General features: G+C 60.9%; 16 protein-coding genes. 9 read left to right on the top strand and 7 right to left on the bottom strand.

All coding sequences use genetic code 11. The annotated features are described in order from the left end of the window. Positions 1-207: 207 nt before the first annotated feature. The 4 genes from cyoD to cyoA are packed head-to-tail and all read right to left on the bottom strand — an operon-like array spanning position 208 to position 4,413. Positions 208-612, bottom strand: coding sequence for a cytochrome o ubiquinol oxidase subunit IV (gene cyoD / locus AC13RM_RS27115; RefSeq protein WP_112338512.1), 405 nt, complete (start codon positions 610-612; stop codon positions 208-210). Further along, on the bottom strand, positions 609-1,238 hold the full coding sequence (gene cyoC, locus AC13RM_RS27110) for a cytochrome o ubiquinol oxidase subunit III (protein ID WP_113233647.1): 630 nt from the start codon (positions 1,236-1,238) through the stop codon (positions 609-611). The genes cyoD and cyoC overlap by 4 nt, the downstream gene beginning before the upstream one ends. 5 nt (positions 1,239-1,243) lie before the next feature. After that, entirely contained in the window at positions 1,244-3,247 is a 2,004-nt protein-coding gene (gene cyoB / locus AC13RM_RS27105; RefSeq protein WP_488555881.1) for a cytochrome o ubiquinol oxidase subunit I, read from the bottom strand. Positions 3,248-3,294: 47 nt separating this feature from the next. Continuing rightward, a complete protein-coding gene (gene cyoA / locus AC13RM_RS27100; protein WP_488555880.1) occupies positions 3,295-4,413 on the bottom strand; it encodes a ubiquinol oxidase subunit II in 1,119 nt (372 codons plus the stop codon). Positions 4,414-4,805: 392 nt separating this feature from the next. On the opposite strand from cyoA, the gene AC13RM_RS27095 reads away from it, so the two are divergent. The 6 genes from AC13RM_RS27095 to AC13RM_RS27070 all read left to right on the top strand — a co-directional run bounded on the left by AC13RM_RS27095 (position 4,806) and on the right by AC13RM_RS27070 (position 12,663). Beyond that, positions 4,806-6,143, top strand: coding sequence for an MFS transporter (locus AC13RM_RS27095; RefSeq protein ID WP_285175750.1), 1,338 nt, complete (start codon positions 4,806-4,808; stop codon positions 6,141-6,143). A 274-nt stretch (positions 6,144-6,417) separates the two neighbouring features. Beyond that, entirely contained in the window at positions 6,418-7,434 is a 1,017-nt protein-coding gene (locus AC13RM_RS27090) for an iron ABC transporter substrate-binding protein (protein ID WP_113233691.1), read from the top strand. A 211-nt stretch (positions 7,435-7,645) separates the two neighbouring features. Further along, positions 7,646-9,199, top strand: a complete 1,554-nt coding sequence (locus AC13RM_RS27085; protein ID WP_374823617.1) for an ABC transporter permease — start codon at positions 7,646-7,648, stop codon at positions 9,197-9,199. Continuing rightward, the gene (locus AC13RM_RS27080) at positions 9,196-10,257 is read left to right on the top strand and encodes an ABC transporter ATP-binding protein (RefSeq protein WP_374823517.1); all 1,062 of its coding nucleotides are present in this window, start codon (positions 9,196-9,198) and stop codon (positions 10,255-10,257) included. Before AC13RM_RS27085 ends, AC13RM_RS27080 begins: the two co-directional genes overlap by 4 nt. Positions 10,258-10,442: 185 nt before the next feature. Then, positions 10,443-11,612 (top strand): M20 aminoacylase family protein, encoded by a 1,170-nt coding sequence (locus tag AC13RM_RS27075; RefSeq protein ID WP_374823520.1) that lies wholly within the window; start codon positions 10,443-10,445, stop codon positions 11,610-11,612. A 58-nt stretch (positions 11,613-11,670) separates the two neighbouring features. Then, positions 11,671-12,663, top strand: coding sequence for an alpha/beta hydrolase (locus tag AC13RM_RS27070; protein ID WP_285175756.1), 993 nt, complete (start codon positions 11,671-11,673; stop codon positions 12,661-12,663). Between the two features lie 149 nt (positions 12,664-12,812). Here AC13RM_RS27070 and AC13RM_RS27065 read toward each other — a convergent pair whose 3' ends face one another. Together AC13RM_RS27065 and AC13RM_RS27060 are read right to left on the bottom strand one after the other, a co-directional pair. Beyond that, the gene (locus tag AC13RM_RS27065; protein WP_285175757.1) at positions 12,813-13,736 is read right to left on the bottom strand and encodes a nucleoside hydrolase; all 924 of its coding nucleotides are present in this window, start codon (positions 13,734-13,736) and stop codon (positions 12,813-12,815) included. 132 nt (positions 13,737-13,868) lie between these two features. Then, positions 13,869-15,257: a M20/M25/M40 family metallo-hydrolase gene (locus tag AC13RM_RS27060; protein ID WP_285175758.1), complete on the bottom strand. Its 1,389-nt coding sequence runs from the start codon at positions 15,255-15,257 to the stop codon at positions 13,869-13,871. 199 nt (positions 15,258-15,456) lie between these two features. Between AC13RM_RS27060 and AC13RM_RS27055 the strand changes: the two genes are divergently transcribed. Further along, the gene (locus tag AC13RM_RS27055; RefSeq protein ID WP_488555879.1) at positions 15,457-17,799 is read left to right on the top strand and encodes a bifunctional diguanylate cyclase/phosphodiesterase; all 2,343 of its coding nucleotides are present in this window, start codon (positions 15,457-15,459) and stop codon (positions 17,797-17,799) included. A 78-nt stretch (positions 17,800-17,877) separates the two neighbouring features. Here AC13RM_RS27055 and AC13RM_RS27050 read toward each other — a convergent pair whose 3' ends face one another. Continuing rightward, positions 17,878-18,294 (bottom strand): MarR family winged helix-turn-helix transcriptional regulator, encoded by a 417-nt coding sequence (locus tag AC13RM_RS27050; protein WP_095433561.1) that lies wholly within the window; start codon positions 18,292-18,294, stop codon positions 17,878-17,880. Between the two features lie 439 nt (positions 18,295-18,733). Here AC13RM_RS27050 and polA point away from each other — a divergent pair, with 439 nt between their 5' ends. Next, on the top strand, positions 18,734-21,736 hold the full coding sequence (polA, locus tag AC13RM_RS27045) for a DNA polymerase I (RefSeq protein ID WP_488555878.1): 3,003 nt from the start codon (positions 18,734-18,736) through the stop codon (positions 21,734-21,736). Further along, positions 21,723-22,037, top strand: coding sequence for an immunity protein Imm33 domain-containing protein (locus AC13RM_RS27040; RefSeq protein ID WP_488555877.1), 315 nt, complete (start codon positions 21,723-21,725; stop codon positions 22,035-22,037). Before polA ends, AC13RM_RS27040 begins: the two co-directional genes overlap by 14 nt. Positions 22,038-22,045: the final 8 nt, after the last annotated feature.

Genomic DNA, 22,045 nt, shown 5'->3' with positions numbered 1-22,045 from the left:
GAGTACGAAAATCCATGAATTCAGGCCGGAAAGCCCCCTCATCCGACCCTTCGGGCCACCTTCTCCCCGAGGGGAGAAGGAGGTTCCGGTGCCGATCCGCACCATATGCAAAAGCCTTGGCGTCCTGAGGGCGCACCGCGCAGCATCCGGCGGAATTTTCGCGCCGGGAAGAGGGCGGGCCTTCGCCTGAAGGCCCGCCGCTCGAATTTACGGCATGTTGCGCATCATCTCAGGCGACATGGGCATCATGTTCGCGTTGAGGTGATGCATGACCCAGAGCGACCCGGACAGCGCGATGATGACGATCACGATGGTGAAGATCAGCGCCATCATGTTCCAGCCGCCTTCCGAGCGGGTGTTCATGTGCAGGAAGTAGATCATGTGCACGACGATCTGGATCGCGCCGAGGATCATGACGATCGCCCCGGTGACGGCCGGATCGGAGATGACCTTGCCCATGACCAGCCAGAAGGGAATGGCGGTCAGGATGACGGAGAGGATGAACCCCGTCATGTAGCTCTTGAAGGTGCCGTGCGATGCCTCGTGGCCGCCATGGTGGTCATGGCCGTGAGCGTCGCCGGAATGATGCGAATGGTTTGCGTTCGAGCTCATCCGAGAACTCCCATGAGGTAGACGAGGGAAAACACGCCGATCCAGACGACATCGAGGAAGTGCCAGAACATCGAAAGGCACATCAGGCGGCGCTTGTTTTCCGGGATCAGTCCGTAGCGGCCAACCTGCACCATCAGCGTGATCAGCCAGACGATACCGGTGGTGACGTGCAGACCGTGCGTGCCGACCAGCGTGAAGAAGGCTGAGAGGAAGGCGCTGCGCTGCGGGCCGGCACCGTCGAGGATCAGGTGATAGAACTCGTAAAGTTCGAAGAAGATGAAGAGGGCGCCGAAGATGCCGGTGATCGTCAGCCATATCAGCGTGCCCGACTTGTTGTCCTTCTCCATCGCCAGCATGGCGAAGCCATAAGTGATGGACGAGAAGAGCAGCATCGCCGTGTTGAGGGCGACGAGCGGCAGCTCGAAAAGGTCGGCCGGCGACGGGCCGGCCGCATAGCTGTGGCCGAGTACGGCGAAGGTGGCGAAGAGGACTGCGAAGATCAGGCAGTCGCTCATGATGTAGATCCAGAAGCCCAGCATGGTGCTGCCTTCCGGATGATGCTCTTCCGTCAGGTAGAAGGCGGGTGTTTCGCCATCCTTGGGAGCGTGTGCGGTTGGGGTGGTCATAAGTCTTACACCTGTCCTGCGAGCTGTTTCGTACGCTCGTTCTCGGTCTTGACGACCTCGTCGGCGGGGATGTGGTAGTCGCGCTTGTAGTTGAAGGTATGGCCGATCGTGATGACGATCATCGCGACGAAGGTAACGGCGGCAAGCCACCACATGTACCAGATCATGCCGAACGCGAAGCCGATGGAGAGAACGCCGAGGATGATGCCGGTGCCGGTGTTCTTCGGCATGTGGATCGGAATGAAGCCTTCGGTCGGCCTGACATAGCCACGGTTCTTCATGTCCCACCACGCGTCGTGATCGTAGACGATCGGCGTGAAGGCGAAGTTGTAGGCCGGCGGCGGCGACGAGGTGGACCATTCCAGCGTGCGGCCGCCCCAGGGATCGCCCGTATGATCGCGAAGCTCTTCGCGCTTCATGAAGCTGACGGCGAGCTGGATCAGGAAGCAGGCGATGCCGATGGCGATGAGGCCGGCGCCGAAGGCGGCGATAATGAACCAGATCTGCAGCGACGGATCGTCGAACTGGCTGACGCGGCGGGTGACGCCCATCAGGCCGAGGATATAGAGCGGCATGAAGGCGAACCAGAAGCCGATCTGCCAGAACCAGAAGCTCATCTTGCCCCAGAAAGGATCGAGCTTGAAGCCGAAGGCCTTCGGGAACCAGTAGTTGACGCCTGCGAACATGCCGAAGAGCACGCCGCCGATGATCACGTTATGGAAGTGGGCGATCAGGAACAGCGAGTTGTGCAGCACGAAGTCGGCCGGCGGAACCGCGAGCATGACGCCGGTCATGCCCCCGATGGTGAAGGTCACCATGAAGCCGACGGTCCACAGCATCGGCGGCTCGTAGCGGATACGGCCGTGGTACATCGTGAACAGCCAGTTGAAGAGCTTTGCACCCGTCGGGATCGAGATTATCATCGTCGTGATGCCGAAGAAGGAGTTCACGCTGGCGCCCGAGCCCATCGTGAAGAAGTGGTGCAGCCAGACGAGGTAGGAGAGGATCATGATCACGCAGGTGGCGTAAACCATCGAGGCGTAGCCGAAGAGGCGCTTGCCGCAGAAGGTTGCGACGACTTCCGAGAAGACGCCGAAGGCCGGCAGGATCAGGATGTAGACTTCCGGGTGGCCCCAGATCCAGATGAGGTTGACATACATCATCGGATTGCCGCCGAGGTCGTTCGTGAAGAAATTCGTGCCGGCGTAGCGGTCGAGGGTCAGCAGAGCGAGCGTAGCGGTCAGGATCGGGAAGGACGCAACGATCAGGATGTTGGTGCAGAGCGAGGTCCAGGTGAAAACAGGCATTTTCATGAAGGTCATGCCCGGCGCGCGCATCTTGACGATTGTGGCGATCAGGTTGATGCCTGAGAGCGTCGTTCCGATACCCGCGACCTGCAGGCCCCAGATGTAATAATCGACGCCGACGTCTGGACTATAGGCAATGCCGGAAAGTGGCGGGTAGGCCAGCCAGCCGGTCTTGGCGAATTCGCCGATGAAGAGCGAGATCATGATCACGATTGCGCCGGCCGTCGTCATCCAGAACGAGAAGTTGTTCAGGAACGGGAAGGAAACGTCGCGGGCGCCGATCTGCAGCGGCACGACGAGGTTCATCAGGCCGGTGACGAAGGGCATCGCCACGAAGAAGATCATGATGACGCCGTGGGCGGTGAAGATCTGGTCGTAGTGATGCGGCGGCAGGTAGCCTTCGGATCCGTTGAAGGCGATCGCCTGCTGCAGGCGCATCAGCAGCGCGTCGGAAAAACCGCGCAGCAGCATGATCAGCGCCAGCACGACATACATGATGCCGATCTTCTTGTGGTCGATGCTGGTGAACCATTCCTTCCAGAGATAGCCCCAGAGGCGGAAATAGGTCAGCAGCCCGAGAACGGCGATGCCGCCGATGGCGACGCCGAGGAAAGTCACGACCAGAATAGGTTCGTGATACGGGATCGAGTCGAGCGTCAGCCGACCGAAGATGAATTTGTAGAGGTCCGGGTTGGAAAACATGGATTGCCTCTGTCCCTTATGAATGTCTTGTTATTGAGCGCACCGGATCAATGACCCTGATGCTGCGCCGAACCGGTCGACGAATCGGAAGAAGAGCCGTTGCCCATATCCATGCCCGGCATGGAGTTGTCGCCATGCTGCATGGTGTGACCGGCGCCGCCGTCGGCCTTGACCGGCGTGACCTCGGCCGAGGCGCCATCGCGATTGTCGTAGATCAGTCGCTCGCGGTTTTCGTGGCTTTCCTTACCGCCGCCGCCCTTGGCGTCGATATGCATCATTTCGCTCATGCACATCTTGCTCGGATCGGCGCACATGTTGAGGATGGCGTTGTAGAGCCCGTCGTCGACGGCGTTGAAGTAGCGTACCGGCTCGCGTTCGCTGGGCTTGGCAAGCGCCAGATATTCCTGGCGGCCGAGCGCCGTGCCCTGGCTCTTTGCCTTCTGGACCCATTGATCGAAACCGGCCTGATCCAAACCGTGGAACTTGAAGCGCATGTTCGAGAAGCCGGCGCCGCTGTAGTTGGCCGACAGGCCCTGGAATTCGCCGGGATGGTTGATGACGGCGTGGAGCTTCGTCTCCATGCCCGGCATGGCGTAGATCTGGCCTGCCAGCGCCGGGATGAAGAAGGAATTCATGACGGCCGAGGCCGTGATCTTGAAATTGATCGGACGGTCGACCGGAGCTGCCATCTCATTGACGGTGGCGATGCCGTATTCCGGATAGAAGAAGAGCCATTTCCAGTCGAGCGCCACTACTTCGACCGTCAGCGGCTTCACGTCGGCGCTGAGCGGCTTGTCGGCGGCAATGCGGTCGAGAGGCCGATAGGGGTCGAGCTGATGGGTGCTGATCCAGGTCACCGCGCCGAGCGCGATGATGATGGCCAGCGGAGCGGACCAGATGACCAGCTCCAGACGTGTCGAATGATGCCAATCCGGCTCGTAGGTCGCTTCCTTGTTCGACTGGCGGTATCTCCAGGCGAAGAACAGCGTCAGGAAGATCACCGGGATGATGATGATCAGCATCAGCACGACCGAAATGATGATGAGGTCTCGCTGCTGCATGGCGATATCGCCGGAGGGAGCCATCACCACCAGATTGCAGCTTGATAGCAGCAAAAACAACGGGATGACGGACAAACGGCTGAAAATCTTCGATAGTCTTGGCACGTCTTAAAGCTCTTTTTGTTTCGACCCTACCGCGACTAAAGGACGGCGGTCATGAACGATATGAGGTGTTTCGTCGCACCGCAGCAAGCTTGAGTGCATTGCGGTATGGAATGCTGTCCCACGTATCGGGAAAACCCCCGGAAATCCAGAAGGTTTTCTATCAAGCAGTTCGCTTTTGCCGGCGCTAATATACCTGGATCGGAACAAATGGCTATCATCGGCGGTTCTTCTTCGTCCGGAACGCGGCGCCAAAGGCAGATAATGGCTCGACCGATTGCTAATTTGCGAATTATTTCATGCTGGATACTTGATATGTTCGCACGTTTGATCGACATTTTCATTACGCGCGAGTTCGTGGAGGAATTCGTGCTCGGAGAGGGAGGCTCCCGCGCATGGTCAGCGTAACGCATGAATCATTAAATCCCACATCTTCAACTCTGGAGAGCGATGCCCGCAGCATGCATGCGAACGGCTCGGTCGCCCCCGGCAACATCGCCATCGGCGTGATCATTGGTCGCACGTCGGAATTCTTCGATTTCTTCGTCTATGCCATTGCATCGGTTCTGGTCTTCCCGAAGCTCATCTTCCCCTTCGCCGACCCGTTGCATGGCACGATGCTTTCCTTCCTGGTCTTCGCGCTGGCCTTCATCGCCCGTCCGATCGGCTCGTTCATCTTCATGGCGATCGACCGCACCTATGGCCGTGGCGTCAAGCTGACGATCGCCCTGTTTCTGCTCGGCGGGTCCACGGCATCCATGAGCTTCCTGCCCGGTTATTCGGAAGTCGGCGTCTACGCGATCATCCTGCTTGCCATCTTCCGCATCGGTCAAGGCCTTGCGCTGGGCGGCGCATGGGACGGCTTGGCTTCGCTCCTAGCGCTCAATGCTCCGACGAACCATCGCGGCTGGTATGCGATGATCCCGCAGCTTGGCGCCCCGATCGGCTTTATGCTGGCAAGCGCTCTGTTTGCCTATTTCGTCACGAGCCTCACGACGGCGGACTTCCTCGATTGGGGCTGGCGTTATCCCTTCTTCTGCGCCTTCGCCGTCAACGTCGTTGCGCTCTTTGCCCGTTTGCGCCTGGTGGCGACCGAGGAATTCGGCACGCTGTTGGAGCGCCATGAGCTCGAGCCGGTAAAGATGACGGAGCTGTTGCGTGTGCATGGCCGCGACGTCCTGATCGGCGCCTTCGTGCCGCTGGCAAGCTTTGCGACCTTCCATCTGGTGACGGTTTTCCCGCTCGGCTGGGTTACGCTCTATAGCGAGCAGAGCTCGGGTTCGTTCCTGCTGGTGGAATTCCTTGGCGCGATCTGCGGCATTCTTGCCATCATCTGTTCTGGTCTGCTCGCCGACCGGATCGGCCGTCGCAATCAGCTCGCCATCGGCGCTGTGCTGATCGCCTGCTTCGCTTTCGTCGCCCCTTGGCTGCTCGATGGCGGCGCGACCGGCCGCCACATCTACGTGGTTCTCGGCTTCACGCTGCTCGGCCTCTCCTTCGGTCAGGCCGCCGGCGCCAGCGCTTCTCGCTTCAGCCAGAACTATCGCTACAGCGGCTCGGCTCTTGTGTCGGATCTGTCCTGGCTGATCGGCGCCGGTTTTGCGCCCTTCGTGGCGCTTGCCCTCTCCAGCCAGTTCGGCCTCGTCTATACCAGCCTCTATCTGCTGTCGGGCGTCGTCTGCACGCTGGTCGCGATCTTCTTCAGCAAGACGCTGGAGACCCGAGACAACTGAGACGGAATGTTCCGAAATCGAAAAGGACCGCGGCATGCAGGTGCCGCGGTCTTTTTTCGTTCAGGCCGCGTCACGCGACCGGCGGTGCAGTGCCTAATGCCTCACAAAGGCTGCGCGGCTCCGAAACCGTCGCAAGCTATCCGTCAAAACTTGACTCTCTTCTCAAACTTTTGTGATAACGAGACCCAAGTGTAAACTTGAAAAAAACGGTCAGGAAAAATATAGGCTACCGCATCGCTGCCCGATGACGGTGGCTTCCAAGCGAGAGGACTTAATGACTTTTTCCTTTTCTCATCTCACCAGCGCGCTGGTGCTTGCTGCAGGCCTTACTGTCGCTCCGATGATGGCGAATGCCGCCGATTCCGAAGGCATCGTCGTCTACAATGCCCAGCATGAGGCGCTGACACAGGCATGGGCGGATGGCTTCACCAAGGAAACCGGCATCAAGGTCACGATCCGCAACGGCAGCGACATGCAGTTTGCCAACCAGATCGTTCAGGAAGGCGCCGCCTCTCCGGCAGACGTTTATCTGACGGAAAACTCGCCGGGCATGGCTCTGGTCGATGCCAACAAGCTCTTCGCTCCGGTCGATGCCGCGACACTCGCCCAGGTGCCGGAAACCTTCAAGGCAGCCGATGGCAACTGGGTCGGCGTCGCCGCCCGTTCCACCGTTTTCGCCTATGACAAGACCAAGCTGAAGGAAGCCGATCTGCCGAAATCGCTCCTCGATCTCGCCGATCCCAAGTGGAAGGGCCGTTGGGGCGCTTCGCCCGCCGGCGCCGATTTCCAGGCGATCGTCAGTGCACTTCTGGAGCTGAAGGGCGAAGACGCGACCCGCGCCTGGCTGAAGGCGATGAAGGAAAATGCGAGCTTCTACAAGGGCAACAGCGTCGCGATGAAGGCCGTCAATGCCGGCGAGACCGAAGGCGCTGTCATCTATCACTATTACTGGTTCGGCGATCAGGCCAAGACCGGCGAAAACAGCAAGAATGTCTCGCTGCACTATTTCAAGAACCAGGATCCGGGCGCCTTCGTCAGCATTTCCGGCGGCGGCGTTCTGGCATCCAGCCAGCATCAGAAGGAAGCGCAGGCTTTCCTGAAGTGGATCACCGGTAAGGGCGGTCAGGCAGTTCTGCGCGATGGCGATTCCTATGAATATGCTGTCGGCAATGGTGAGGCTTCCAATCCGAAGCTCGTTCCGCTCTCCGACCTCCAGGCTCCGAAAGTCGAGCCTTCGAAGCTGAACAGCAAGAAGGTCACCGACCTGATGACGGAAGCGGGTCTCATCTAGCGTAAAGGCCCGCGCGGAAGCACGTTTAGCAGGCTTTCGCGCGGGCTTGGCTCTTGCATCCCATCCGCCTGCCCTGCTAGGGGCATGAGGATGGCTTTAAGGCCGATCGATCGGGCAACCGCCGTCAGCGGCGGTTGCCTTCCTATTTCAGGGCGTGAAAGGCAGCTCGGATTTGCTGCAGAAGAACACATATGCCGGCGAGGCCGCCGCCATGCGAATGCCCCCGTTGACGGCTGCCCCCCGCAGCCGCGTCCGGCATGCTTCCGTCGTCGCCCTTGCTTCCGCCGTCGCGCTTTTAAGCCTGGTGCCGCTCGGTTTCATCGTCTGGATCACGATCGACACCGGCTGGGCCGAAGTCATAGCGCTCATCTTCCGGAACCGCGTCGGCGAGCTGCTCGTCAATACCGTCCTGCTGGAAGTCTGCACCATTCCGCTGTCCATCCTGCTGGCTGTCACGCTCGCCTGGCTGACGGAGCGCACCGATATTCCGGGCGCACGCCTCTGGTCCTGGCTGGCGGCCGCACCGCTTGCCGTCCCCGCCTTCGTGCACAGCTATGCCTGGGTCAGTCTCGTGCCGAGCATGCGCGGGCTCTGGAGTGGTGTGCTGGTCTCGGTGCTCGCCTATTTTCCCTTCCTCTACCTGCCGGTCGCGGCCGCCCTGCGCCGGCTCGATCCGGCGATCGAGGATGCCGCCGCCTCGCTCGGCCTCGGTCCCTGGCGCGTCTTCTTCCGCGCGATCTTGCCGCAGCTTCGCCTCGCCATCTGCGGCGGCTCGCTGCTGATCGGCCTGCATCTCCTCGCGGAATATGGTCTCTACGTGATGATCCGCTTCGACACGTTTTCGACGGCGATCGTCGACCAGTTCCAGTCCGCCTATAATAGCCCGGCGGCCAATATGCTCGGCGGCGTCCTCGTCTTCTGCTGCCTGCTGCTGCTCGGCATCGAGATATTGGTGCGCGGCAACGAGCGTTATGCCCGCATCGGCTCGGGTGCCGCCCGCCCCGCGGATCGCCGCCGTCTCGGCTGGTTCGTCGTTCCCGCTGTCGCGCTGCCCATCGTCACCGCCGCCTTGACGCTCGGTGTTCCCTTCGTCACCCTGGCGCGCTGGCTTTATCTCGGCGGCGCAGGCGTCTGGCGGATCGACACGGTCGGCTCGGCCTTGCTACAGACCATTCTTCTCGCGATCGCCGGCGGCCTCCTCGCCACCGTTGCGGCAACCCCCATGGCATGGCTGTCGGTGCGTGCACCCGGCCGGCTGCAGCGCATTCTAGAAGCCTGCCACTATTATGTCGGCTCGCTGCCCGGGGTCGTCGTCGCCCTGGCCCTGGTGTCAATCACCGTCCGGCTGATCCTGCCGCTCTACCAAACCTTTGCCACGCTGCTGCTCGCCTATGTCCTGCTGTTCCTGCCGCGCGCCATGGTCGGTCTGCGCGCCAGCATCGCCCAGGCACCCGTCGAGCTTGAGCGCGCCGCCATGGCGCTCGGCCGAACACCAGCGCAAGCCGTGCGGCAGATCACCATGCGGCTTGCCGCTCCCGGCTTTGCCGCCAGCGTCGCGCTCGTCGCCCTTGGCATCACCAACGAGCTGACGGCGACATTGATGCTCTCTCCCAACGGCACAGAAACGCTGGCGACGAAATTCTGGTCGCTGACCAGCGAGATCGATTATGTTTCCGCAGCACCCTACGCCTTCATGATGGTCGTGCTGTCGCTGCCGCTCACTCTTCTCCTTTACGCGCAATCCAAGCGGACGGCCGGACAATGACCTTTCTGGCGATCAAGAATATCAGCAAGCGCTATGGTCCCGTGCAGGCGCTCGACAATATCGACCTCACTGTGGCTGCCGGCAGTCGCACGGCCATCGTCGGCCCCTCCGGCTCTGGCAAGACGACGCTGCTGCGCATCATCGCCGGCTTCGAGACCCCCGATGCCGGCCAAGTGGTGCTTCAAGGCGAAACACTGGCCGATGGAGAGGCCATCGTGCCGGCGCACCGCCGCGGCATCGGCATCGTCTCGCAGGATGGCGCCCTGTTTCCGCATCTGAGCGTATCGGAGAATATCGGTTTCGGCATGGAGCGCGGCGCCCGCGACCGCGATCAGCGCATCAATGCCCTCATCGATATGGTCGAACTCGACCGCGGCATGCTCGATCGCCGCCCGCATCAGCTCTCCGGCGGCCAGCAGCAGCGCGTGGCGCTTGCCCGCGCGCTCGGCCGCAAGCCGCGATTGATGCTGCTCGACGAGCCTTTTTCCGCCCTCGATACGGGCTTGCGCGAAAACATGCGCAAGGCCGTCGCCCGTGTACTGCAGATCGCCGGTATAACCGCGGTTTTGGTGACGCATGATCAGGCGGAGGCGTTGTCCTTTGCCGATCAGGTTGCCGTCCTGCGCGAGGGCAGGCTTATACAGGCCGGCACGCCGCAGGCGCTCTATCTCAGCCCCAGGGATCGCGAGACGGCGCTCTTTCTCGGCGATGCCATCGTACTTTCGGCTGATCTTGATAACGGGTCTGCCAAATGCGTCCTGGGGCAGATTGCAGTCGATGCCGATAACCGTCAGGGACGTACCGACATCATGTTGCGGCCCGAGCAATTGCGCCTTGAGGCCATTGACGCGTCCGGTGCGGGAGCTGCCTGCATCGGCAAGGTGACGGAAATCGAATTCGGCGGTGCCGTTTGCGCCGTTACGGTCGTACTCTCCAACGCCAACGGCTCCGAAACCTTGAATATCAAGAGCTCCGGAGTCGGCCTGCCCGAGGTCGGCAGCATGGTTTCAGTGAGCGTCATCGGAAAGGCACATGTCTTCAACAAGCTCGAGGCCTGAGCGTCATTTGAGTTGAAGCAGGCGATGCTTTGGGGAAGATAAGGCATGTCGCGCAAAAGTGTGCAGCGGTTTTGCGACAACGACATGCGTCAATTCAAGGTCCTAAAGCGCAAGAAGCGAATCTGAAAGATCGCGGTGCGCTTTAGGCACGCCGTCATCATGCCCAATGCCGAAGGAATCTCCCCATGTCTTTTCCCGATGAGATCGAGCCGGATCTTCCTTTCCTAACCTCGCTTCGCCGCAATCTTCATGCCCATCCGGAGCTCGGCTTCGAGGAGGAACGCACCAGCGGCATCGTCGCCACCTTGCTGGAAGAAGCGGGGCTGACGGTGCATCGCGGCCTCGGCAAGACCGGCGTCGTCGGCACGCTGCAGATCGGCAATGGCACACGCCGTATCGGCCTTCGCGCCGACATGGATGCGCTTGCCATGCCGGAAAAGGGCAATCGCCCCTATAAATCCACCATTCCCGGCAGGATGCACGCCTGCGGACACGACGGTCACACGACCATGCTGCTCGGTGCCGCCCGTCACCTTGCCGCCAAGCGTGGCTTTTCCGGCACGGTTCATTTCATCTTCCAGCCGGCTGAGGAGGGTCGTGGCGGCGCCAAGCGCATGGTGGACGAAGGCCTTTTCGATCTCTTCCCCTGCGACGCCGTTTACGGACTGCACAATATGCCCGGTCTTGCGGTCGACGAGATGGCGGTTATCGAAGGGCCGCAGCTTGCCTCGTCGGACAGCTGGCGCATCACCTTCCGAGGCACCGGCACCCATGGCGCCAAGCCGCATCTCGGCAAGGACCCGATCACGGCAGCGGCAACCTTCCTATCCGCGCTGCAAACCATTGTCGGCCGCGTCGTCGATCCGCTGCAGCCGGCCGTCGTCAGTGCCTGCTCGCTGCAGGCGGGCGATCCGAAGGCATTGAACGTCATTCCCGATACGGTCGAGATCGGCGGCACTGCGCGCGCCTATACGCCGGAGGTCCGCGATCAGCTGGAAGAGGAGATCGGACGCCTGGCGCATGGGACTGCAGCCATGTTCAACATTGCCGCCGATTATCAGTTCGAGCGCCGCATACCGCCCGTCGTCAACGATGCCGATGCCACGGCGCGGGCGCTGAAAGCTGCTACGACGGTCTTTGGCGAGAACGTGCTGACCCGTTTTCCGCCATCGACCGCCGGCGACGACTTCGCCTTCTTCGGTCAGAATGCTCCCGGCTGTTACGTCTGGCTCGGCAACGGTCCCGCCGTCGACGGCGCCCTGCATCACAATACTGCCTATGATTTCAACGACGAGGCGATCGCCTCGGGCGTGGCCTTCTGGACGACACTGGTCGAGCAGGAACTGACGGCCTGATCCCGATAGCAATCAAGAGGTCGGCGCCCGCTCGCCGGCAAACCTACCGAGAGGCATCATGGGCGATAAATTCAATGGAGTGAAACTGCCGGAGCGGACGGTGCCGTTTCCGGCTTCGATAAGCGAGGCCGCACAGGAGGCGCTGCGTCGGGCCGTCGGCGCAGACGGCATCCCCTTGAATGCGCTGCATGTCATGCCCGATGTAAGCGATTTCGATGGCTGGATGAAGCTGAAGGCCTTTGCCGATGTCTACTATCAAGCCGCAGCGGAAAGAATGGCGGCACAGGCGCGCGCCAGCGTGCAGACGGTGCAGATCGAGAAGGCCTGCGTCCATATCGCGACGCCGGATGGCGCTTTCCCGGAAGAGTACGCGTACATCGATCTTCACGGCGGCGCGCTGGTCGTCGGCGGCGGAGCCGCTTGCCGCGCGGGAGCGCAGAGCCAGGCCGACCAGCATGGCATCCGCTGCTACGCCATAGACTACCGGATGCCGCCGGAGCATCCCTATCCTGCGGCACTCGATGATTGCATGGCGGTCTATCGTCATCTGTTGAGGCAATATAGGCCGGAAAACATCATTATCGGTGGACGTTCGGCTGGCGGCAACCTTGCGGCCGCCGTGACATTGCGTGCCCGCGATGAACGCTTGCCTCTGCCCGCCGCGCTGGTTCTTCTCTCGCCCGAACTGGATCTCACGGAGTCGGGAGATAGCTTTCAGGTCAATCGGCTCGTCGATGTCGTGCTGCCGGGATCGCTCATGCCGAACAATTTGCTCTATGCCAAAGGTGCGGATCTCACCCATCCCTATCTTTCGCCGCTCTTCGGCGATTTTTCCAAGGGCTTTCCGCCGACATTTCTGCAGAGCGGCACGCGGGACCTGTTTTTGTCCAATGCCGTGCGCATGCACCGCCTCCTGCGTCGCGCAGAAATTCCCGTCGAGCTCCACGTCTTCGAAGCCATGCCGCATGGCGGCTTCATGGGGGCGCCGGAGGATCGCGAACTGATCGAGGAAATCACGCGTTTCGTGAAGCGGAGCTTTGATCGAGCCTAACGGGCATAGGAGGCAGGCAGCGATGATCTTCGTTCCGGAGCAAAATGCCTAGAGCCTTTCCGCTTTTTTTGAACCGCGAAAAAGCTCTACCCCTTTGTTTTTACGCAATTCCGGACGGAAAGCAGCTATGCATTTCTCCTGGAATTGCTCTAGCGGCCGGCTTCCCGCATCAGCGCATCGAAGATGATTCGGCGTGCCCTTTCCGCGTCGATCTCGGCGGCGAAATGCGCATTCAATTGCCCATGCGAGGCCCGTGTTTCGACGACGGTGCGCCCGCGCGTATGCTGCCCCTGCAACTCCGCATCGATCCGGGCATGCCGTAGGGCGGCGATGTCAGGTTCGACGAAAATGGCTGCCGCCGTTGGATCGTAGATCGCCATGGCCGGTCTGCCGCGGCTGACGGCGATGTTGATGTAGCCTTCCAGCAGGTCTGCGAGCAGCTGTGCCTTTTCTCCGGCCATCTTCCGGATATGGGTGACATCTTCCGGCCAGGCCAGCACCTTGCGGCAGATATCGAGATCGACCATGCGCAATGGCAGGCCGTGGGCAAGGACGATCGCAACCGCCTCCGGATCGGCAAACGCATTGAATTCCGCCGAGGCCGTGTGATTGCCCGCCGTGACGCCGCCACCCATCCAGGTCAGCTCGTCGATGCGGGTGGCGAGATCCGGCCGTGCCAGCGCCAGCGCTGCGATGTTCGTGAGCGGCCCGAGCGCCAGGATGCGCTTCGGGCTGTTGTCGTCGGAAAGCCAGTCGCAGAGTGCGGTAAAAGCATCGCTCGCCGCAAGCGGGTTGGCTGGCGGCAGGCTTCTGCCCGCAGTGGGAATGCCGGTCTGGCCGAGAATGCTCTGTGCCGTTTCCAGCTTGCAAAGCACGGGCAGCTCACGTCCGGTATGGATCGGAAACGTCCAGCTGAAGACCGCAGCCGCGCTCGCGGCATTGGCCTGGACATGAGACAGCGGCGCATTGCCGCTGACAAGTGAAACGCCGTCGATGACAAGATCCGAATGCGCGACCACCAGGATGGCGGCGATGTCATCGAACCCCATATCGGTATCGATCCAAATTCCCATGTCTTATCTCATCGGCGGGTATGAATTGACGCGACGGCCGTCTCGGCCCTTCGCTTCGGACGACGGCATCCGCTTGCCATCCGGTGGGGGTGGCCGCGGGGGCGCACAAGGACGCGCGCACCCGCGGATGGCTTAGCCGGCGAGTGCGTCGAGCACGCGGATCCAAGAGCGGATGCCCTTGTGATAGGAGCGCAGCTCGTATTTCTCGTTCGGCGAATGGATGCGGTCGTCGGAGAGGCCGAAGCCGATCAGCAGCGATTCCATGCCGAGCATCTTCTGGAAATCGCCGACGATCGGGATCGATCCGCCCATGCCGATGACGATGGCGGGCTTCGGCCATTCGTTGGAGAGCGCCGTCTTCGCCTTGGTCAGGGCCGGTGAATCGTAGGAAAGCTGAATGGCCGGCGAGCCGCCATGCTCGTGGAATTCCACCGAGCAATCCCCAGGGATCTTGGAGCGCACATAGGCGCGGAAGCTCTCGCGGATCGCTGCCGGGTTCTGCTGGCCGACGAGGCGGAAGGAAACCTTCGCCGATGCCTTGGCCGCGATCACGGTCTTGAAGCCGGCGCCTGTATAGCCGCCTGTAATTCCGTTCACCTCGGCCGTCGGCCGGGCCCAGGTGAGTTCCATCACAGAACGGCCCTTTTCGCCCGACGGGATCGCGAGACCGATTTCGCCGAGGAATTTTTCGGCCGTCAATCCGAGCGTTTCCCAGGAAGCCTTGATGTTGGCGGGTGTTTCCTCCACACCATCGTAGAAGCCGGCAAGCGTTATGCGTCCTGTCTCGTCATGCAGGCCGGCGAGGATATCGGTGAGGATATGGATTGGGTTGGCGGCAGCACCGCCATAGATGCCGGAGTGCAGGTCGCGGTCGGCTGCGGTGATGACGATTTCCTCACCGACAAGCCCGCGCAAGCCAGCAGAGATTGCTGGCGTATCGCCATCCCACATGCCGGTGTCGCAGACGAGGGCGAAATCCGCCTTCAGCTCGGCGGCATTGGCTTCGAGGAAGGGCTTGAGAGAGGGCGAGCCGGATTCCTCTTCGCCTTCGAAGAGAATGGTGATGCGCACGGGCAGGGCGCCCCTCGTTTCCTTATAGGCACGCACAGCCTCGACGAAAGTCATGAGCTGGCCCTTGTCGTCGGAGGTGCCGCGGCCGACGAGAATCTTTCGGCCATTGCCCAGGTCTTTGATCGCCGGGGCGAAGGGATCGCTTTCCCAAAGTTCGATCGGATCGACCGGCTGCACGTCGTAGTGGCCGTAGAACAGCACATGCGGAGCATCTGCGCTGCCGGCATCGTGATGGGCGACCACCATCGGATGGCCGGGCGTGTCGCGCACGGAAGCCTTGAAGCCGAGCGAATTCAGGTAGACGACCAGCCATTCCGCCGCCTTGCGGCATTCGGCCTTGTAGTCCGGGTCGGTCGAGATGGACTTGATGCGCAGCAGCTCGAACAGGTTGTCGAGACTGGAAGGGAGGTTCTGATCGGCGCGGTCGAGAACGGGCGATAGATCGGTCATATCCGACTCCTTACATGAGATTTGGATGGACGATAGACCAAAGCCCGGCGGGTTTCGAGGCGTTAAAACCGAAAATTTACCGTAGCTTGCGCCTTTCGATCGGGGCCCGCTCTTATGTGATTAGTTGCGTATGTAGTTTACAAGTTTTTTAGATTATTAGAAATAACGTCAATCCAGAAGCGTATTCTGGAGACGCGTAATGTTTTCAGTGATTGCATGTATTCGTGACGATCATGACGTCAGGCTTATTGTTGTAGCGGCGGTCATCTGCCTTATCGGCAGCCTTGCCACCATGCTCCTTTTTTCGCGTGCGCAGGAATGCCAGTCGCATCAGCGTCGCTACTGGATTGTTGCCGCAGCTTTTGCCAGCGGTGTCGGCATCTGGGCAACGCATTTCATCGCCATGCTCGCCTATCGGAGCAGTCTTCCGATCTCCTATGGTGTTTCCCTGACCGTGCTTTCGGTGGTTCTTGCCATCGTCGGCTCATGGCTTGCCATTGCCGTTGCCTTTGAATGGGATAATCGCGTTTCCTTTGCGGTCGGCGGCATGCTGATGGCGTTTGGAATAGCCGCCATGCACTTCACGGGCATGCAGGTCATCGAAGCCTCGGCAGAGCTCTCCTTCGATATACCGCGCGTCGTCGCTTCAGTCGCCATGGGTGGCGTCTTCTCCTCGCTGGCTTTCCTACTGTTTCGCAGCCTTCATGGCTTCAGGCGCATCATGGCAGGCGCTCTTCTTCTGCTGCTTGCGATTTGCTCCCTGCATTTCACCGCGATGAGCGGCGTCACGCTGACGCCCGAAGTAGGCATGCCGGGTGCTGCCCTCGCCATGGATCGAAGCATTCTTGCTGGCATCGTCATGGCTGCCGCGATGGGTCTGATTCTCATCGCTCTTGGCGCCATCTTCGTCGATCGTCATTTGACCGACCTCCGGGGTTTCGCCAATGCTTCGCTGGAAGGGTTGCTCATCGTCCGTGACGGCCGGGTGATCGACGCGAACGAGCGGTTCTTCGCCATTTCCGGCTGGTCGGCGCAGCAGGTGATCGGCGTCGCACCGGATGTCTTTCTGAGCATCGATATGGATATCCATGCCGAAGCAGCCATTCCGCTGGAAACGACGCTGTCGGGGTGCGATGGCAAGGCGATCCCCGTCGAGACCGTGCGGCGCTCCATCACCTATCGCGGCCACGAATGCAGCGTGCTTGTCGTGCGCGACCTGACCGAGCGCCGCCAGGCGCAGCAGATGATCGAGCATCTGGCGCATCATGATATATTGACGGATCTGCCGAATCGCTCGCTGTTCGACCAGCGCATGCGCCAGGCACTGCAGATGGTGAACCGCAGGGGCGGCGAAGTCGCGATCTTCTGCCTGGACCTCGACCGCTTCAAGGCGATCAATGACGTCTTCGGCCACGCCGAAGGAGACCGTATCCTCTGCAAGGTCGCCGGCATTCTGCAGCGCGCGATCGAGGATGGCGATACGGTGGCAAGGCTTGGCGGCGACGAGTTCGCCATCATCCAGCCGAAGCGCCGGCAGCCCGAGGGGGCCACGCGTCTTGCCGAACGCATTCTGGCCGAATTCGGCATGGAAATGGACACGGCACGCGATCCGACGGCCGTCGGCGTCAGCATCGGCATAGCCATCTACCCGCGCGACGGCACGAGCGCCGAGCAGCTTTACGCCAATGCGGATATGGCGCTCTATCGCGCCAAGCATGCGGGCCGAGGCCATGCCTGTTTCTTCGATGCGGAAATGGACAAGGCCGTGCGCACGCGCCGCCAGCTCGAGAACGACCTGCGCCAGGCCATTCTCCGCCGGCAGCTCTTTCTGGAATATCAGCCGATCTATGATGTCGGCAGCGACAGCGTCAGCGGCTATGAGGCGTTGTTGCGCTGGGCGCATCCGGATCGCGGCGTGATCGATCCGGAGACGTTTATTCCCATTGCCGAGGAAAGCGGATCGATTGTCGCGATCGGCGAATGGGTGCTGCAGCAGGCATGCCAGGAGGCGACGCGCTGGAGCGAGCCCGCGAATGTCGCGGTCAACCTCTCGCCGCTGCAATTCATGATCCCGACCCTCTACGACCAGATCGAACGGATCCTACGCAAAACCGGCCTCGATCCGCAGCGCCTTGAACTGGAGATCACAGAGGCGGCTCTGATGCGCGAGCGCACGACTGTCATCGCGACCCTGCAGCGGCTGCATCGCCTCGGTGTGCGCGTGGTCATGGATGATTTCGGCACCGGCTTTTCCTCGCTCAGCAATCTGCGCGCCTTCCCCTTCGACAAGATCAAGGTCGACCGCAGCTTCACCGGCGCCCTCGAACACGATCCGGCAGCCCGCTCGATCGTCCGCGCCATCATCGGTCTCGGCCACAGCCTGAACATGCCTGTCGTTACGGAAGGTGTGGAAACGGAAACCCAACGCCGCATCGTCATCGAGGAAGGCTGCGCCCAGCTTCAGGGAATATTTTTCGGTAGGCCGGATGTCGGACCCAGCCAATACCAAGCGGCGCTGGATAAGGTGGTCGGGCGGGGCTAGGCGTTTGCCGCTTTGAAGGGTGCAGCCCTTTCATGCAATCCCAGGCAGAAAACCGCTGTGCTCTTCCCTGGAGTTGCGCTAGAGCTGCCTGGCATTCTCCAGCACGCGCCGGATATATTCCAGCAGCAGTTCGCGCTCGAACTGACGAAAGTCTTTGAGGAGATCCGTGTCCGCAGCCATGGCGGCCTCGATCGCTTCCGCCTGCATCGCTGCGGCCTTGTTCGTCAGGAAGACCAGTTGCGCCCGCTTGTCCGAAGGATGCGGGCGGCGCTCCACCAATCCGTCCCGCTCCATGCGCGACAGCGTATTGGCCATCGTCGCCTGTTCGATATCGACCCTCTCGAGCAGCTGTTTCTGCGTGAGCCCATCTTCGGACCACAGTTCCAGCAGGATGGGAAACTGGCCGGGGGAAAAGCCGAGCTTCGCCGCGCGTTGCTGTAGCGAGCGAGCGAATCCCTTCGCCATCTGACTGGCAAGGTAGGCGGCGGAGTCCATCCGATTAAATCCCATGATTGCAAATATGCCCATAATTCAAGAGTAAGACAATCAGCAATTCTTCGGGTAGATCCCCTCTGAAATAAGCAACTCGGGCGAGTTTTTTCACATTCAAAGGTTGTATTTTTTGACATGAAAAAGCCGCCATGGCCTGGAGGGGGCGCCATGGCGGCTCATGAAAGAGGGACAAAGGCCCGGAGAGGGGATAGGCCTTTGTCCTAGTCTGACATGGCGGGGGACAGGCCGGTTGTCAGACCCGCGGCGTATCAATCGCCGGTGAGTATGATTTGAGGTTTCGAATGTGGTTTTTCAAGGGAATGCGCAGATTAGATTGATTAAAACTTAGTAACGTTTCGGTGAGAGATTTCGCTCTTTCCACAGGCTGCAAAAGCAGAAGTTTATATGGACGTTGGAGATGCGCCACGCTATCCATGCTTCCATGAAAAAAGGTGATCATCTCTTCCTTGTCGACGGTTCCGGTTTCATTTTCCGGGCCTTTCATGCTTTGCCGCCGCTGACGCGCAAGTCCGACGGATTGCCTGTCGGTGCGGTCTCCGGTTTCTGCAACATGCTGTGGAAGCTGCTGACCTCGGCGCGCGATACCTCCGTGGGCGTGACGCCGACGCATTTCGCCGTGATCTTCGACTATTCCTCGAAGACCTTCCGCAAGGACATCTTCCCGGAATACAAGGCCAACCGTTCGGCGCCGCCGGAAGAGCTGATTCCGCAGTTCGGCCTCATCCGCGAAGCGACGCGCGCTTTCAACCTGCCTTGCATCGAGACCGACGGTTTCGAGGCGGACGACATTATTGCCACATACGCCCGCCAGGCGGAGGCGGCCGGCGCCGATGTGACGATCATCTCGTCCGACAAGGATCTGATGCAGCTCGTCACCCCCATGGTCCACATGTATGACAGCATGAAGGACAAGCAGATCGGCATTCCCGATGTGGTCGAGAAGTGGGGCGTGCCGCCGGACAAGATGATCGACCTACAAGCGATGACCGGTGACTCGATCGACAACGTCCCGGGCATTCCCGGCATCGGTCCGAAGACAGCCGCGCAGCTTCTGGAAGAGTTCGGCGATCTCGACACGCTGCTTGCCCGCGCCGGCGAGATCAAGCAGCAGAAACGCCGCGAAAACATCATCGCCAATGCCGAGCTTGCCCGCATTTCCCGCCAGTTGGTGACGCTGAGGACCGATGTGCCGCTGGAGCTTGAGCTCGATGCGCTGGTGCTCGATCCGCAGGACGGCCCGAAGCTGATCGGCTTCCTGAAGACCATGGAATTCACGACCCTGACGCGGCGCGTGGCGGAAGCGTGCGATTGCGACGCGGCGGCGATCGAGCCTTCCGTCGTCAAGATCGAATGGGGCGAGAGCGCCCATGGACCCGATCTCGATGTCGGCGAGAATGTCGATCTCGTCGCCGGCAGCACGGTCGAGGCCGAAGGGGCATCGGTTCCGGCGCCGTCGGCCAAGGCGCGTCTGGCTTTGGATGGCACCACAGAGCCCGAGGATCTCGCCAAGGCGCGCGCCGCAAGTTTTGCGAGCGCGCCGGTCGATCATTCGAAATATGTGACCATCCGCGATATAGCAACGCTCGACCAATGGATCGCGGATGCGCGCGAAACCGGTATCGTCGCCTTCGACACGGAAACGACGTCGCTCGATGCCATGCAGGCCGAAATCGTCGGCTTCTCGATGGCGATCGCCGACAATCGTGATGATCCGACTGACGCGTCCATCCGCGCCGCCTATGTTCCACTCGGTCACAAGACCGGTGTCGGCGATCTGCTGGGCGGCGGCCTGGCCGACAATCAGATTCCGCTTCGCGATGCACTGCCGCGCCTGAAGGATCTGCTGGAGGATGCCTCCATTCTGAAGATCGCGCAGAACCTGAAATACGACTACCTGCTAATGAAGCGCTATGGCATCGAAACGCGGTCCTTCGACGACACGATGCTGCTGTCCTACGTGCTGGATGGCGGCGCCAATGCCACGCACGGCATGGACAGCCTTTCGGAGCGCTGGCTCGGCCACAAGCCGATCGCCTACAAGGATGTGGCCGGCAGCGGCAAGTCCAATGTCACCTTCGATCTCGTGGATATCGACCGCGCCACGGCCTATGCCGCCGAGGATGCAGATGTGACGCTGCGTCTTTGGTTGGTGCTGAAACCACGACTTGCGGCAGAAAAACTGTCGACGGTCTACGAACGGTTGGAACGGCCTCTGGTGCCGGTGCTCGCCCACATGGAAGAGCGCGGCATCACCATCGACCGGCAGATCCTTTCTCGCCTTTCCGGCGAGCTGGCGCAGGGCGCCGCCGCTCTCGAGGACGAGATCTACAATCTGGCCGGCGAGCGTTTCAATATCGGCTCTCCGAAGCAGCTCGGCGATATCCTTTTCGGCAAGATGGGATTATCAGGCGGCAGCAAGACCAAGACCGGCCAATGGTCGACCTCGGCGCAGGTGCTGGAGGATCTGGCGGCGGCCGGCTTCGAATTGCCGCGCAAGATCGTCGACTGGCGCCAGCTCACCAAGCTGAAATCCACCTATACGGATGCGCTGCCGAGTTATGTCCATCCCGAGACCAAGCGCGTTCATACCTCCTATTCGCTGGCCTCGACCACGACGGGGCGTCTGTCCTCCTCCGAGCCGAACCTGCAGAATATTCCGGTGCGCACGGCGGAAGGCCGCAAGATCCGCACCGCCTTCATTTCGACGCCGGGCCACAAGCTCGTCTCCGCCGACTATAGCCAAATCGAACTGCGCGTGCTGGCGCATGTCGCAAACATCCCGCAGCTCAAGCAGGCATTCGAGGACGGCATCGACATTCACGCCATGACGGCATCGGAAATGTTCGGCGTGCCGGTGGATGGCATGCCGAGCGAAGTGCGTCGCCGCGCCAAGGCGATCAACTTCGGCATCATCTACGGCATCTCCGCCTTCGGCCTCGCCAACCAGCTCTCGATCGAGCGCTCGGAAGCCGGCGACTACATCAAGAAGTATTTCGAGCGCTTTCCGGGTATTCGCGATTACATGGAAGGCGCCAAGCAGGCCGCGCGCGATAAAGGCTATGTCGAGACGATCTTCGGTCGCCGCATCCATTTCCCGGAAATCCGTTCGTCCAACCCCTCCGTCCGCGCCTTCAACGAACGCGCGTCGATCAATGCGCCGATCCAGGGTTCGGCCGCGGATGTCATCCGCCGCGCCATGATCAAGATGGAGCCGGCGCTGGCTTCGGCTGGCCTGGGCGATCGCGTCCGCATGCTCCTACAGGTGCATGATGAACTGATCTTCGAAGTCGAGGATGCCGATGTCGAGCGCACGACGCCGATCATCGTCTCGGTCATGGAAAACGCCGCCATGCCGGCGGTTGATATGGCCGTGCCGCTGAAGGTTGACGCGCGCGCTGCCCACAATTGGGATGAGGCGCACTGAGCGGGAGCGAGCTCGAATAAGGCAAGCCGCAATGGAGCCGGAAGACATGGTGGCGGTCGCCCTGTCGACGCTTGGCCGCATGCCGATCCACGGTGCGCGGCAGGCCGTGCCCGAGGGCGGCAATATCAGCTGGTTTTTCTATTGTGGGGAATACTACGACGCCGAGGATTTTTACCAGCCCGTACATACAGCGCATCTGAGCGAGCTGCTGCCCCTCGTCGTCAAATATCTCCATCTTCCGGTGGGGACGCGGTTCATCATTGACGATCAAGGCTATGAGGATGTGTGGCGGGTCGAATGATCTTCGAT

It is taken from the genome of Martinezella sp. CNPSo 3732 (assembly GCF_057784515.1).
The sequence above is the reverse complement of the archived record's forward strand: the minus strand, read 5'-3'. Positions and strand labels throughout refer to the sequence as shown.

Coding starts and splice junctions, on each gene's coding strand:
- cyoD (WP_112338512.1), bottom strand. CDS start 612: ATGAGCTCGAACGCAAACCATTCGCATCATTCCGGCGACGCTCACGGC.
- cyoC (WP_113233647.1), bottom strand. CDS start 1,238: ATGACCACCCCAACCGCACACGCTCCCAAGGATGGCGAAACACCCGCC.
- cyoB (WP_488555881.1), bottom strand. CDS start 3,247: ATGTTTTCCAACCCGGACCTCTACAAATTCATCTTCGGTCGGCTGACG.
- AC13RM_RS27095 (WP_285175750.1), top strand. CDS start 4,806: ATGGTCAGCGTAACGCATGAATCATTAAATCCCACATCTTCAACTCTG.
- AC13RM_RS27090 (WP_113233691.1), top strand. CDS start 6,418: ATGACTTTTTCCTTTTCTCATCTCACCAGCGCGCTGGTGCTTGCTGCA.
- AC13RM_RS27085 (WP_374823617.1), top strand. CDS start 7,646: ATGCGAATGCCCCCGTTGACGGCTGCCCCCCGCAGCCGCGTCCGGCAT.
- AC13RM_RS27080 (WP_374823517.1), top strand. CDS start 9,196: ATGACCTTTCTGGCGATCAAGAATATCAGCAAGCGCTATGGTCCCGTG.
- AC13RM_RS27075 (WP_374823520.1), top strand. CDS start 10,443: ATGTCTTTTCCCGATGAGATCGAGCCGGATCTTCCTTTCCTAACCTCG.
- AC13RM_RS27070 (WP_285175756.1), top strand. CDS start 11,671: ATGGGCGATAAATTCAATGGAGTGAAACTGCCGGAGCGGACGGTGCCG.
- AC13RM_RS27065 (WP_285175757.1), bottom strand. CDS start 13,736: ATGGGAATTTGGATCGATACCGATATGGGGTTCGATGACATCGCCGCC.
- AC13RM_RS27060 (WP_285175758.1), bottom strand. CDS start 15,257: ATGACCGATCTATCGCCCGTTCTCGACCGCGCCGATCAGAACCTCCCT.
- AC13RM_RS27055 (WP_488555879.1), top strand. CDS start 15,457: ATGTTTTCAGTGATTGCATGTATTCGTGACGATCATGACGTCAGGCTT.
- AC13RM_RS27050 (WP_095433561.1), bottom strand. CDS start 18,294: ATGGACTCCGCCGCCTACCTTGCCAGTCAGATGGCGAAGGGATTCGCT.
- polA (WP_488555878.1), top strand. CDS start 18,734: ATGAAAAAAGGTGATCATCTCTTCCTTGTCGACGGTTCCGGTTTCATT.
- AC13RM_RS27040 (WP_488555877.1), top strand. CDS start 21,723: ATGAGGCGCACTGAGCGGGAGCGAGCTCGAATAAGGCAAGCCGCAATG.